Origin of the sequence: Blattabacterium cuenoti, assembly GCF_014251595.1 — a bacterium.
Classification (GTDB): Bacteria; Bacteroidota; Bacteroidia; order Flavobacteriales; family Blattabacteriaceae; genus Blattabacterium; species Blattabacterium cuenoti_Q.
Genome location: NZ_CP059192.1, coordinates 39,624 through 53,489, shown reverse-complemented (window position 1 = coordinate 53,489; position 13,866 = coordinate 39,624). Strand labels below are relative to the sequence as shown.

The 13,866-nt window shown below is 24.4% G+C and carries 11 protein-coding genes and 3 tRNA genes; 1 reads left to right on the top strand and 13 read right to left on the bottom strand.

Annotated features, from left to right (window positions below; genetic code table 11):
* Positions 1 to 36: 36 nt before the first annotated feature.
* The 10 genes from alaS to H0H66_RS00170 all read right to left on the bottom strand — a co-directional run bounded on the left by alaS (position 37) and on the right by H0H66_RS00170 (position 12,794).
* Positions 37 to 2,697 carry an alanine--tRNA ligase gene (gene alaS / locus H0H66_RS00215; protein ID WP_185857990.1) on the bottom strand — a complete coding sequence of 887 codons (2,661 nt, stop codon included), beginning with the start codon at positions 2,695 to 2,697 and terminating at the stop codon, positions 37 to 39.
* A gap of 10 nt (positions 2,698 to 2,707) precedes the next feature.
* Complete coding sequence (locus H0H66_RS00210; RefSeq protein ID WP_185857989.1) at positions 2,708 to 3,523, bottom strand: lysophospholipid acyltransferase family protein; 816 nt, start codon at positions 3,521 to 3,523, stop codon at positions 2,708 to 2,710.
* Positions 3,520 to 6,672, bottom strand: coding sequence for a cytochrome c biogenesis protein (gene ccsA, locus H0H66_RS00205; RefSeq protein WP_185857988.1), 3,153 nt, complete (start codon positions 6,670 to 6,672; stop codon positions 3,520 to 3,522). The genes H0H66_RS00210 and ccsA overlap by 4 nt, the downstream gene beginning before the upstream one ends.
* A 43-nt stretch (positions 6,673 to 6,715) precedes the next feature.
* Positions 6,716 to 7,486 (bottom strand): MBL fold metallo-hydrolase, encoded by a 771-nt coding sequence (locus tag H0H66_RS00200; protein ID WP_185857987.1) that lies wholly within the window; start codon positions 7,484 to 7,486, stop codon positions 6,716 to 6,718.
* On the bottom strand, positions 7,483 to 8,469 hold the full coding sequence (gene recA / locus H0H66_RS00195) for a recombinase RecA (RefSeq protein ID WP_185857986.1): 987 nt from the start codon (positions 8,467 to 8,469) through the stop codon (positions 7,483 to 7,485). Before recA ends, H0H66_RS00200 begins: the two co-directional genes overlap by 4 nt.
* A gap of 37 nt (positions 8,470 to 8,506) precedes the next feature.
* Positions 8,507 to 9,601, bottom strand: coding sequence for a lytic transglycosylase domain-containing protein (locus H0H66_RS00190; protein WP_185857985.1), 1,095 nt, complete (start codon positions 9,599 to 9,601; stop codon positions 8,507 to 8,509).
* Positions 9,602 to 9,695: 94 nt separating this feature from the next.
* Entirely contained in the window at positions 9,696 to 9,899 is a 204-nt protein-coding gene (locus tag H0H66_RS00185; RefSeq protein WP_394366939.1) for a Sec-independent protein translocase subunit TatA/TatB, read from the bottom strand.
* 42 nt (positions 9,900 to 9,941) lie between these two features.
* Entirely contained in the window at positions 9,942 to 10,964 is a 1,023-nt protein-coding gene (locus H0H66_RS00180; protein ID WP_185857984.1) for a sugar phosphate nucleotidyltransferase, read from the bottom strand.
* Between the two features lie 6 nt (positions 10,965 to 10,970).
* Positions 10,971 to 11,339, bottom strand: coding sequence for a dCTP deaminase/dUTPase family protein (locus tag H0H66_RS00175; RefSeq protein ID WP_185857983.1), 369 nt, complete (start codon positions 11,337 to 11,339; stop codon positions 10,971 to 10,973).
* 3 nt (positions 11,340 to 11,342) lie between these two features.
* Positions 11,343 to 12,794 (bottom strand): lipopolysaccharide biosynthesis protein, encoded by a 1,452-nt coding sequence (locus tag H0H66_RS00170; protein ID WP_317167871.1) that lies wholly within the window; start codon positions 12,792 to 12,794, stop codon positions 11,343 to 11,345.
* Between the two features lie 129 nt (positions 12,795 to 12,923).
* Here H0H66_RS00170 and clpP point away from each other — a divergent pair, with 129 nt between their 5' ends.
* On the top strand, positions 12,924 to 13,595 hold the full coding sequence (gene clpP, locus H0H66_RS00165) for an ATP-dependent Clp endopeptidase proteolytic subunit ClpP (RefSeq protein ID WP_185857981.1): 672 nt from the start codon (positions 12,924 to 12,926) through the stop codon (positions 13,593 to 13,595).
* On the opposite strand, the gene H0H66_RS00160 is transcribed toward clpP, so the two are convergent.
* From H0H66_RS00160 to H0H66_RS00150, 3 genes are all read right to left on the bottom strand, one after another.
* Positions 13,593 to 13,666: transfer RNA gene (locus H0H66_RS00160), tRNA-Arg, on the bottom strand. The two genes, clpP and H0H66_RS00160, sit on opposite strands and share 3 nt — an antisense overlap.
* A 10-nt stretch (positions 13,667 to 13,676) precedes the next feature.
* Positions 13,677 to 13,751: transfer RNA gene (locus H0H66_RS00155), tRNA-Pro, on the bottom strand.
* Between the two features lie 8 nt (positions 13,752 to 13,759).
* Positions 13,760 to 13,844 (bottom strand) — tRNA-Ser (locus H0H66_RS00150).
* Positions 13,845 to 13,866: the final 22 nt, after the last annotated feature.

Sequence of the window (13,866 nt, the reverse complement as noted above, 5' to 3'; positions counted from 1 at the left end):
TCAAATTTAAACATTTTAAATATCTATCAAAATCAGTTACTTGGTTTGTAACCAACTTTGGAACTCTATTGCATCTTTTAAAACAAAATTAAGCCCATTTTTTTTAGTTCCCATAGCTGTAGCAAAATAAGAGTTGCCCCAATATTTTCCGTGTATATGATCCGCCATTTTAGATATGATTTGATGGGCACTAATATTATTTTTTTTAATAATAGAATCAGAAATAGATATCAATATAATTGCTTTTTCATTTTTTATAAATCCTATAATCATAAATAAATTATGAATTTCATGTCTTAAGTCTAAAACTATTTTTCTCATCATGTTTATTTCTCTTTCTTGATTAGGATCAATTTCATATATATATTTTATGAAAGGTAGTTCTATCGCTTTCAGCGAATATTCTTTTTTTAATATTTTTATTTTTTCCAAATTAATTTTGGATATTTCTTGTTTTAATTTTTCATTATCATCCTGTAATATGGAAAAACTTTTTATAGGAGAATCTGGAAATTTCATCATCTTCTTTAAAGATTGATACTGATCTCGAATAGATTTTAGATGTTGAATTGCTTGTTCGGAAGTAATAGCTTTAATTCTACGTATTCCATACGATATGGAAGATTCTGATAATATTTCAAAAACTTGAATCAATCCAGTATGTCTAACATGTGTTCCAATACATAATTCTGAAGATTCACCAAAAGAAACCACTCTAACTTCTTTATTATATTTATCTTCAAATATTTCACTACATAAAGCATTTTTTTTAGCTTCTTGTAAAGAATTAAATATTTTTGTTTTTAAAATAAGATCATAAAAAATTAATTCTTGAACTAAATTTTCTATCTGATTTAATTCTTTAGTGCTTATTTTCTTATAATGAGAAAAATCGAATCTTAAATAATCGTCCCCCACATAAGAACCTTTTTGTTGAATATGATGTCCTAAAATTTTTTTCAAAGCAAAATATAATAAATGAGTGGAAGTATGATTTTTCTCTATTTTTGATCTTCTGTTTTGATTTACTATGGCTTTAAAAGAAGAAAAAATATTGTCAGGTAATTTTTTAACATAATGTATAATAATAGAATTTTCTTTTTTAGTATTAAAAATATCAATTTTTTCAAATTGATTTATTATAAATCCTGTATCTCCCAACTGACCTCCACCTTCAGGATAAAAAGGAGTTTTAGAAAAAATTAATTCATAATAATGGATTTTTTTTAATTTATTTTCTACTTCTCTGTATTTTAATATAAAAATATTACACTCTGTAAAATCATATCCTACAAAATTTTGATTTTTATGAAAATCATTATGGACTTTGATCCAATCTTTTTTTATGATTAAGTCGTTTTTTAGTTGGGATCTTTTTTTTTGTTCTAACAATTTTTTTTGAAATGATTCTTCATCAATGAATAAGTTGTTTTTTTCCACTAATATTTTAGATAATTTTATGGGAAAACCGTAAGTATCATATAATTGAAAAATTTTTTTTCCATCAATAATTTTTTTATTTTTTTCTTTATATTCGTGAATTATATGTTTCATTTTTTTATTTCCCTTTTCAATAACATTGAAAAATGATGATTCTTCTTCTTTAATGATATCTTGTATGTATTCTTTTTTATTTTCCAATTCTGGAAAAGAAGTTTTCATTTCTCTGACTAAAGAATTTACAAATTTATAAATAAAAGGTTCTTTTTTATATAAAAAACGAGTAGAAAAAATAACGGATCTTCTAAGTACTTTTCTTATCACGTAACCCGCTCCATTATTGGATGGTAATTGTCCATCTGAAATAGAAAAAACAATAGCTCTTAAATGATCTGCTATAATTTGTATAGAAACTTTTTGATGAAAATCATTTGGATTATAAAAACCTCCTAAATCATTCTTGATATCTTGAATTATAGGATAAAAAATATCAGTTTCATAACTAGAAATTTTTCCTTGTAAAACCATACATAATCTCTCCAATCCCATTCCTGTATCTATATGTTTCGTCGAAAGATTATATAATTTTCCATCTGATTTACGTAAAAATTCCATAAAAACAAGATTCCAAATTTCTATTACTTCAGGATGTTTTTTATTAATAAGAAATTTTCCAGGTAATATTTTTTTTTCTTGATCATTTCGTAGATCTACATGAATTTCTGAACAAGGACCACAAGGTCCTGTTAATCCCATTTCCCAAAAATTATCTTTTTTTCCAAAAAAAAGAATATTATTTTCGTCAATTAAAGTTTTCCAACATTGAAAAGTTTCTTTATCCATGGATAATCCATCTTTTTTATCTCCAACAAAAATAGATACATAAATATTTTGATGAGGAATTTTATATATTTTAATCAATAATTCCCAAGCCCATTCTATCGTTTCTTTTCTGGAATAATCCCCAAAAGACCAATTACCTAACATTTCGAACATCGTGTGATGATAATTGTCATATCCAACATGTTCTAAATCATTGTGTTTTCCCGTTATTCTAAGACATCTTTGAATATTTGCCACTCTAGGATATTCAGGTTTTATATGTCCTAAAAAATAATCCTTAAAAGGATTCATTCCCGCATTAATAAAAAAAATAGAGGGATCATTTTTTGAAAAAATAGAAAAAGAAGGAATGATTTTATGTTTTTTTTTTTGAAAAAAACTAAGAAAAGTATCTTTTATCAATTTATATTTCATTATTCATAATTTATGAATGAATTATCCTTTTTGTATTCCTGTATTTAGGGGATTGTTCTATTGCATCCATAATTTTTTCCATAATAAAATCTGTTGTATCTTTTTTTAAATCCAATTGAATAGGCTCTTTAAATTTCATTTTGGGTAAAACTCCTTTTTTTTTGATACGAAATCCTTTTTTGTCATAAGCTTTTTGAAATCCATCTATTACAATGGGAACAACAATAGGGTTGTATTTTCTGATTACGTGAACAACTCCTCTTCGTCCAGGAGCATAAGCTTGAGTTGTCCCTTGTGGAAATGTAATTAACCATCCATCATTAAGAGCGATCCCCATACGTGTTATATCAGATAATATATTAACAGAACGATGAACTTGTTCTTTTTCTTCTTTTTCTTTCCAAATTCTTTTGACTGTAATCCCTCCTGAATATGTAAATAATTTTGTTAAAAAACCTCGATTCATAGTTTCTTTTGCGGCTACATAATATAAATTAATTTTAGGATTTAAAAGATAAATAGGGTTTCTAATACTATTGACAAACCCATTTTTGACACTACAAAATACGTGAAACATAGCAAAAACATCTGCAAAATAAGTTTGATGATTAGACACAAAAAGAACTTTTTTATCAGGTAAATCTTTTATATACTCAGTTCCTTCCAAATGTAATTGATTGAATCCATTATAACGATTATAAGAAATACAACCAAAAGTAAAAATTAAAAAACGTTTTATAAGATGAAAATTTCCAAATGCATCTCTAAATAAAGTACTTTCTTTTTTTCTTAAAAATTTTTTAAAAGAATAAAAATGACAATTCACTGATATTTTATTTTATGAAATTTGAATGAATAATAAGATAAAATAGTGATAATTAACAAAATTATCAAACTATAATATATCCAATAAGGGATAGAGATCGGATCTCCTTTTGCATAAGAATGCAATCCAGATAAATAATAATTCACTCCAAAATAAGTCATTAAAATGGAACTGACTGATAATATACTGGATAAATTAAAAATAAATATATTTTTTAAATATGGAATCAACCGAATATGTAATACAAAAGCATAAACCATTATACTAATTAAAGCCCAAGTTTCTTTAGGATCCCAACTCCAATAACGTCCCCAACTATTATTAGCCCAAACGGAACCTAAAAAAGTACCTATGGTTAGTAAAAAAAGTCCTATGGTTAAACATATTTCATTAATAATAGTTAATTTTTCGATATGAATATGAATTATTTCACTTTTTTTACGAAAACATACCTTTAATATAAAAAAAAGTAATACTAAAATTCCTAAAAATGCTCCTGTTAAAAAGAAACCATAACTTGATGTTATGGTAGCAACATGAATAATTAACCAATGAGATTTTAAAACAGGAACTAAATTGGTGATTTCTGGATCCATAGCATTTCCATGTGCAATCATTAGTAAAATAGATGAAATTAAAGCTGTGATTCCTGATACAAATTGATTTTTATAAAATAAAAAACCTATTCCAATTAAACACCAACTAATAAAAATTGCAGATTCATATCCGTTAGTCCAGGGAGCATGTCCAGAAACATAACATCTAAAAATTAAACCCAAAAAATTTAAAACAAATAAAAAAAATAAAATGGAAACAAATATTTTATGAAAAAAAAATATGTACTTTTTATCGAAAAAAATTAAAAGAAAAGAATTTATAATAATCATTACTCCAAATGAGGCATAAAAAAAAGATAATATATAAAATATATTTAATTTATTATAAATAATTTCTGCCGAAATTTTATTTTCTGAAGGTAAAATAGATTTTGCGTATTTAATTTGATATAATCGTATTTTTTGAATTTCATGATCCGAAATACTCCAATTTTTTTCATTTTGAGAAAATAATAAAGATTTAAGATAGTTATTAAACATGGATAAACCTGAAGGATTTAATTGATTTGAATCTGAAATCCAACTAGACCAAGTATGATTCCTATCATGAGGAATAGGAAAAATACGTATATATCTTCCTTGAAAAATTTCATGCATTATTCCTACACGTTCGCTGAGATTTAGTACAGCTTTATCATATTCATTTCTTTGAATAGGATTTTTAGAAAAAGCTGATTCATAATCTTCTTGTAAAAGATATCTAAGTTTAGAAGTTTTTGAATCTATAAAATATAAATCCATAAGAGAAACATAATATTGTGAATTTGCTCTTACTTTTTTTAAAAATTTGTATCCTCCTTTTTTATCAACTTTAATAAAAGGAATTTTGGTCCAAAAAATACTATCTTGATGGATAGATATAAACCACTGATTTGCGTCTAATCTACCTACGGAGTCTTTTTTGTGTATTTTTCTAAGCAATTCAATAGCTATTGTGTTAATCGGTTTAATTCTACCTTTATAATCTTGGACTAACAATCGTCCAAAATTTTCACTATGTTTTTTAGGAATATGAACAGCATCGAATATATTTTCTAAAGGAATTTTTTTGAATTCGTGTGTTTGAGAAAATACAGTATTATGTATACTTGACAATAAAAAAAAAACAAATAATATTAAATAATTTTTATAAGAAAAATATGTCAATTTTTTTTTAAGATAATTTAATCTTGATCCTTTCCAAAATAAAGTAAGAAACATTCCTATACTCATAAAAATATAACCTATATAAGAAAAATATGTTCCTAAATAATCATTATTTACAGAAAAATGAGTTCCTTTTCCATCCGGATCATATCCGGATTGAAAAAATCTAAAACCTTTATAATTCAAAACTTTATTCATATAAATTAAATAATTTTTTCTTTTATTATTATCTATTAATGTGACATCACTCATGAAAGAGGATGGAAATTTTGATCCTGGATAATTTTCAATTTTGAATTTTTTTAATTTTAAAAAAAAGGGAAGATTCAAAAAAATTGATCCATATCCAATCTGAATTTTATAATTATTAAAAAATAAAGGAGAGCTCATTGTTGTTCTATTTTTTCCTCCTAAAAATGTAACCGATTGGGATTGATTATTGAAAAATATTTTTGCCGTAATAGCACTTAATTTATTATCGTCTTCATGATAACATGATTTTACATATTTTAATTGTCCTTCGACTACTCCTTCAGGAATAACCCATTGCACAATTTCACGATTGTGCCCAATGTTTATTTGATATAAATTTCTTATTTTCAATAAACTATAATGATCTTTTAATAAAAAATGTTTTTTTTTATTGATCATATTTATACTTTTACCTGAAAAAGATGATTTGATGTAAAGTTTATTTTTTTTTTCAAAAATTGTAATTCCAAAAGGAATTTTTTTGTTAAAAGAAAATAAAACCCCATTTACATTTGTAATATTTCCATTTTTAACAAAATGTTCTGTTCTTTCTTTTTGATTGGTTGAAACTATTCTTATAATTTTTTCTTCAGGTTTTTTTTTAGATAAAAAAACTTTTGCACATGGTATATAATCTATTACTTTTACTTGTAAAAGATTTTTTTGAAAAAAAAATTTTCCTTTATATCCATTATGAAAAGATGATAAAATATAAGGATCATGATAATATCTAGTATCATGTCCTTTATTGATTTTTAATTTTATATAATTTTTTCTAGAAAGAATTTTTCCACTTATTTCTCCTTCTCTTATAGACATTGTTCCTTCAAAACTGTAATATCTGGAAAAAATTCCCCCAATAAAAATTAAGACAAATGATATATGAAAAATAAACAAAGGAAATTTTTTATAATTCCATAATTTATATTTCCATATATTTCCTATTAGATTAATTATGGTTAGTAACATAATTACTTCAAACCAAATAGATTCATAAATAAATATTTTGGCAACATCTGTAGAATATTTTTCTTCTACAAAAGTTGCTATAGACATAGATAAAGCTAATAATAAGAATAAAGAAGCAGTAATTTTTGTAGAAAAAAGTATTTTAAGTTTGAATATTTTTTGCATTGGATCGTATGTTTATTTATCAATTCTATTATATTGAATATTTTTATTCATATATAATTAATTTATCATAAGCGAGATATACATTTTTAGGTAATTGTGTTTCAATTTTTTCGTGAAATCCAAATGTATGGCTAATATGTGTCAAATAAGTTTTTTTAGGACAAATTTTTTGAATGATATTCAAAGTTTCAGAAAGCATAACAGGAAAAGGATTTTTTTCGATTTTTCTTAGTACATTTAAGACCAAAATATTTATTCCTTTTAATTTTTGTATTGTTTGAATAGGAATCTCACTAGCATCTGTTATATACGCAAAATTTTCTATACGAAATCCTAAAATAGTAAGATTTCCATGCCATATCAATAAAGGAAAAATTTTATAGTTTTCTATAAAAAAAAAGTTATCATAAACATCTAATTGATGGACGTCTATTTTTGAAATGTTTGATTTTTTATTATCCGAAAAAAGATAAAAAAGTCTTTTTTTTAAATTTTCTATTACTCTACGTAATCCATAAATGGGGATAGGTTTATTCATATGAAAATTAATAGATCTTATATCGTCCAATCCACCAACATGATCATAATGTTCATGTGTGATCAAAATGGCATTCAATTTATCATAATTACTTCTGAGCATTTGATAACGAAAATCTGGACTACAATCTATCAAAAAAATTTTTTTATCTTTTTCTATTAAAATAGAACTTCTAAGTCTTTTATCTTTCGAATTTTTTGATAAACATACTGGGTGTTTAGATCCAATGATAGGATTTCCTTGAGAAGTTCCAGTTCCCAAAAAAATAATTTTCATATATTTTTATATATATTTTTTTGTATTTCATTCATAATATTTTCTTTTTTTTTTAAAAATTCTTTCACGGAATCTCTTCCCTGACCTAATTTAAGGTCTCCATAACTAAACCAAGATCCATTTTTTTTAAGAATTCCTAAATCTACTCCCATATCTAAAATTTCTCCAATTTTTGAAATTCCTTCTCCATATATAATATCAAATTCCGCAATTCTAAAAGGAGGAGATAATTTATTTTTAACTACTTTTACTTTTGTTCTATTTCCTAATATTTTTTCTCCGTTTTTAATTTGATTTCCTTTTCGTATATCTAATCGTATTGAAGAATAAAATTTTAAAGCATTCCCTCCTGTTGTTACTTCTGGATTCCCATAAATTCCTATTTTTTCTCTTAATTGATTGATAAATATCAATATACTTTTAGATTTTCCTATACTAGAAGTTAGCTTCCTCAAAGCTTGAGACATTAATCTTGCTTGTAATCCGATTTTAGAATCTCCCATTTCTCCTTCTATTTCGCTTTTAGGTGTTAAAGCGGCTACAGAATCAACGACCACTATATCAATCACTCCAGATCTAATTAAATTATCCACAATTTCAAGTGCTTGTTCTCCATTATCTGGTTGAGATATTATTAATTCCTTTATATTAACTCCTATTTTTTGAGCATAAATACGATCAAAAGCATGTTCGGCATCGATAAAACTAGCAAAACCTCCTAATTGTTGAGATTGAGAAATAGCATGTAAAGCTAAAGTCGTTTTTCCGGAAGATTCCGGACCGAATATTTCAATAATACGACCTTTTGGAAATCCTTTGATACCTAAAGCCATATCTAAACTTAAAGATCCAGAAGAAATAATTTCTAAATTTTCTATATGAGAATTTCCCATTTGCATGACAGTTCCTTTCCCATATATTTTATCCATCTTTTCCAAGATAAGTTGTAAGGATTTCCTTTTTTGTTCAATTTTTTCCTTCATAATTTTGAAAATTAATTTTTATTCAAGAAATGAATCTTCATTTATGTTTTTTTTTTAAAAAAAGTTCCTCTTTACTTTTAAAAAGTAAAATCTTATTTCTTGGCAATCTTAATTTATTTCCGGGGGGTATAATATCTACAATATATTTGGGATTAAGTATAATTAAATCTTGATAAGAAATGTTTAAATTATAAGCCAATAATTTTAATGAAATTTTTTCTTTTACAGGAATTAATATAGTTTCTTTAAATTTGTGTTTGTAAGGATAAGAATAGTGTGGATAAATATTATGTTCTTTATAATAATTCATAATATAATTTATGGCAATAAATTTTGGGACATAATTTTGGGTTTCTTTCGGAAACAAATCCCATAATTCCCAAAAATCTTTCTTATTTTTAGAACGCTGTAATATTTTTTTTACAGTTCCAGGACCGGCATTGTAAGCTGCTAAAACTAATTCCCAATTCCCGATTTTTTTATATAAAAATTTTAAATATTTGCAAGCGGATTCTGTAGATTGAATCGGATCATTTCTTTCATCCAAAATAGAATTAACATGAAGATTATATATTTTTCCCGTTTCATACATGAATTGCCAAATACCTTGCGCCCCTACTTTAGAAGTCACAAAAGGGTTTAAATTTGATTCAACAATTGCTAAATATTTTAATTCTTTTGGAAGACGATGTTTTTCGAGTTTTTCTTCAAATATAGGAAAATAAAAGTATGATAATGAAATCATTTTTTCTACATATTTATTCATACGAAGATAACTCTCAACAGAGGCATGTACAATATTATTGTATTTTAATATTTTAATTTGAGATTTTTGATTCAGAAAATATAGTCTTAATTTTAATTCTTCTGCATTAATATTGATAATAACAGTGTTTTTTTTGTGATTATGAGATATTTTTTTGACATATAAATATTTTTTCTTTACTAATAACATTTTATTCCATAATTTTTCTACATACATATCATGTAAATCTAATTTTGGATTAGAAAAGTTTTGATGAAAGTTTATTACATTTTTTTGTTCTAAAAATGTTTTTGATACAGATTGAATTACCAAGCTTTTTAATATGAACACAAAAAACATAATATTTCTTATCGTTGTCGTTCCCATTGTTTATTAGTTTAATTAGTTTCTAAAATTTTAGAAAAAAAAAAGCACTAATCAACAAACGAAAAATGAAAGAAAAATTTTATAAAGAAAAATTTTATTCTTTTTCAGATTCTGAATCTTTTTCTTCAGTTTCAGAAGCTTTTTTGAATTCTTTTAATCCAGTACCTAATCCCTTCATTAATTCTGGAATTTTCTTACCTCCAAATAATAAAAGTGCAAGAATGACAATGACCACGATTTCTGTGGTTCCAAATGTTCCAAGTAGTATAAAAAAAACAGAAATAAAATCCATGTACATGGAATTTTTTATCAAATATAAAAAAAATTATGAATTTTTGATTTATTTAGAAACAGAATAATCACTTAAACTTACTTCTTTTGCTTTTTCTCCGATATATAGAGAATGATTTCCTATTATTGAACGATTTAAATTTGCGTATTGAATTTTTGTATAATTTTGAATTATAGATTTTTTGATATTACTATTCTTCACTGTTGTATGTTTTCCTATTGAAACATAAGGACCTATAATACTATTTTCAATAGTTGTATCTTTTTCTATAGAACAAGGTTTTATGATCAAACTATTTTTTATAATGACTTTTTTATGAATTAATTTTGAATTTTTAGATTCAATAGATAATATTCGTGAATTGGAATAAATAGTTCTTTTATGATTTCCAAAATCCATCCACTCTTTAACTTGTTTGCTAGTAAATCTTTCCCCTTTTCTTCTCATACTTTCTAAAGCTGATGTTAATTGATATTCTTGTTCATTCTTAATATTGTGATCGAATATAGATTGTAATTCTTTTTTTAAAAGTAAACTATTTTTAAAATAATAAATACCTACAATAGCGAGATTTGATATATAATTATTAGGTTTTTCTATAAAATGAGTAATTATTCCTGATGAATTACATTTTACAATACCGAATAAATGAGGATGTTTAACTTTTTTTGTCCATATTATGTTATCTTCTTTATGAGTAATCTCTTTATCAAAAGAATTATGATAAAATAAAGAATCTGAAAAAGCTACAATAATTGGTTCTCCTGTTAAAGAGTTTTTAGCTTGTAACAATGCATCTGCAGTTCCAAGTGGAATAATTTGATAATATATAATAGGATTTACACTCATATCATGAGATAATTTTATTAATTGTTTTTCTATTTGTTTTCCAAAATTTCCTATAATAAAAACAATTTCTTGTATGGAAAAAACTTGAATAAGTTTATATAAACTTTCTACTAATCTTCTTAAAATTGTTTTTCCGGCAATAGATATCATCGGTTTAGGGGTATTTAAAGTATGTGGAAGAAGACGTGATCCCTTTCCAGCCATAGGTATTATAATTTTCATATCGTTTTATATTCCAGTACTTCCAAAACTATTACTTCCTCTTATACTGATACTTAAAATAGAACATTTTTTCCATTTTATTTTAACATTTTTAACGATATTTAATATCCCTATTTTTTCATAGGGTTTAATCATTATATTTTTAAAAAAAACATTAAATATAATGATTTGAATTTCTTTATATGATTTATGTTTTTTATTTTTTTTGATATGAATTATACAAATAGATTCTATAAACTTTTTTTTCAAAAAAAAATAATATTGGGGATCTTTTTTTACTTGAATAAAAAAACCTGTAGGAATTAATTTTCTTTCTAAAAAATTAATAGAAATAGATTTCTTTATGTTAGCAATTAAAATGTATTGATGACACAAAGTTTATTGAATTAAATTAATGAATCTTTTTCTTTCTATAAAAAAAATAATTATTAAATATAAAAATTGTAAAAATAAACTAAATTCCATTTCTTTTTTTATTATAAAAACGATAAAAAGTGCAAATATAAAATGCATTATAATATTTTTTATTTTTTGATTACAGAATTTAAAAAATTCTTTTTTACCCCAAAGATATAAAACTATTAACATCGATCCATAAGAAATTAAAGTGCCCCAAGCAGGAATCATAAAACTATGATTGTAATAAATAAAAATACTATTAAATAAAAAAGTGATGAATACTCCAACCAATGATATATAAGTCCCGATTATAGGCTTATCTATAATTTTATAAAAAATGGATAAATTAGTATAAACTCCTAAAAATAGATTTCCCATCATTATTATGGGTATTATGGAAATAGCGATATGATATTTTTTATCAATTAAAAATTTCATAAATAAATTAATATTTCCACATATTAAAACATAAAAAATTAATCCAAATAGAATAAACATATAAGTGATTTCTTCATAATAATGTATTGCATCAGAATCCTTTGATTTTTTAAAAAAAAAAGGCTCAATTCCTAATTTGAATATTTTGATATATAAACTTATAAATGAGGCTATTTTATAACAAGCAGAATAAGAGCCATTAATTTCATCTGAAATACATCTTTTTATCAAAATTTTATCCAAATTTTCATTAATGGAAAACGCTATAGTTCCTAACATAATAGGGACTCCATAACTTAACATGTTTATAGCAAGAATTTTGTTAAATTTACTTATAGTGACTTCCTTTAAAAGAATTGGAAATACTAAAAATAAATTACCTAAAGAAGAAATCATATTTGCAAAAAAAATATAACCTATTTTATCTGTAAAAGAATTAATACATTGAAAAATGAAAAAAAAGCCAGTTTTTTTATCATTATCATAGGTATAACAAAAAAATAAATATATTATTAGTAAAGATTGTATTAATATATTGACAATATTTATTGCAGAATATTGTAAAGGTTTATCATTTGCACGAAGCCAAGCCATAGGAAGAATACAAATTGTATCAAAAAATATAATAAAAAAAAACATGAATAAATATTCTGTATGTTTTTGATATCCAATTATATAAGATAAATACTTTATTAAATTTATAGATATTATTAAAAAAAAAGAACTTATGAATAATTGTATTATAACAACCGTTGAAAAAACAATTTCTTTTTTATAATTTTTTTTATATAAAAATCTAAAATAGGTATTTTCTAGTCCAAAAGAAAGAAATCCTATAACCATAAAAGAGAGAGCGTACATATCCGTATAAAGAGAAAATTCTTCTCTTTTAAAAAAAAGAGTGAAAAATTTTAAAAAAATATAATTAACAATTCTGGGAAATATAAATCCTATAGAATATATAATTGTTTGTATTGCTAATTTTTTGTACAAAATCAATACTTTTAAATTAAAAGTTCCTAATTTCTGTATTTTTTTTATGGATAGAATAAACTTTATTGCAAAATTTTATATATAAGAAAGTAACTTTGATAGAAGTTGATATATAAAAAAGACATAAAAATGAATTATCATAAAAACTCAGAAGAATTTATGCTGTATGCTACAAAACATAAAAAAATTAGTAGTTTAACAATTCATGAATATATTAAATTTATGACACCTTATATTGTTGAAGAAAGAAAATTAAATGTAGCTCAAATGGATGTTTTTTCTCGTTTAATGATGGATAGAGTTATTTTCTTAGGAACGACAATAGAAGATCAAGTAGCCAATATAGTACAAGCTCAGTTATTATTTTTACAATCTGTAGATCCTATAAAGGATATTCAAATATATATTAATTCTCCAGGAGGAGATGTTTATGCGGGGTTAGGAATATATGATACAATGCAAATTATAGAACCGGATGTTGCGACTATTTGTACTGGTATGGCGGCATCTATGGCTGCTGTATTACTTTGTTCAGGAGTAAAAAATAAAAGATCAGCATTAAAACATTCTAGAATTATGATTCATCAACCTATAGGAGGAACACAAGGACAAGCTTCTGATATTGAAATAACAGTTCGTGAAATTTTAAAATTAAAAAAAGAACTTTACGAAATTATATCAAAACATTCAGGATTACCTATTGAAAAAATAGAAAAAGACTCCGATAGAGATTACTGGATGACTTCGATAGAAGCTAAAGAATATGGAATGATTGATGAAGTATTAGAAGGTAAAAAATGATCACGACAGGACTCGAACCTGTAACCTACTGCTTAGAAGGCAGTTGCTCTATCCATTTGAGCCACGTGATCTCAAAAATAATCGGGGTAGCAGGATTTGAACCTACGATCTCCTGGTCCCAAACCAGGCGCGATAACCAAACTACGCCATACCCCGTTTCTTTGCGGAGAATGTGGGATTCGAACCCACGCGGTATTTACATACCGACAGTTTAGCAAACTGTTCCGTTAACCACTCCGGCAACTCTCCAAAAATAAGATACAAATCTAAA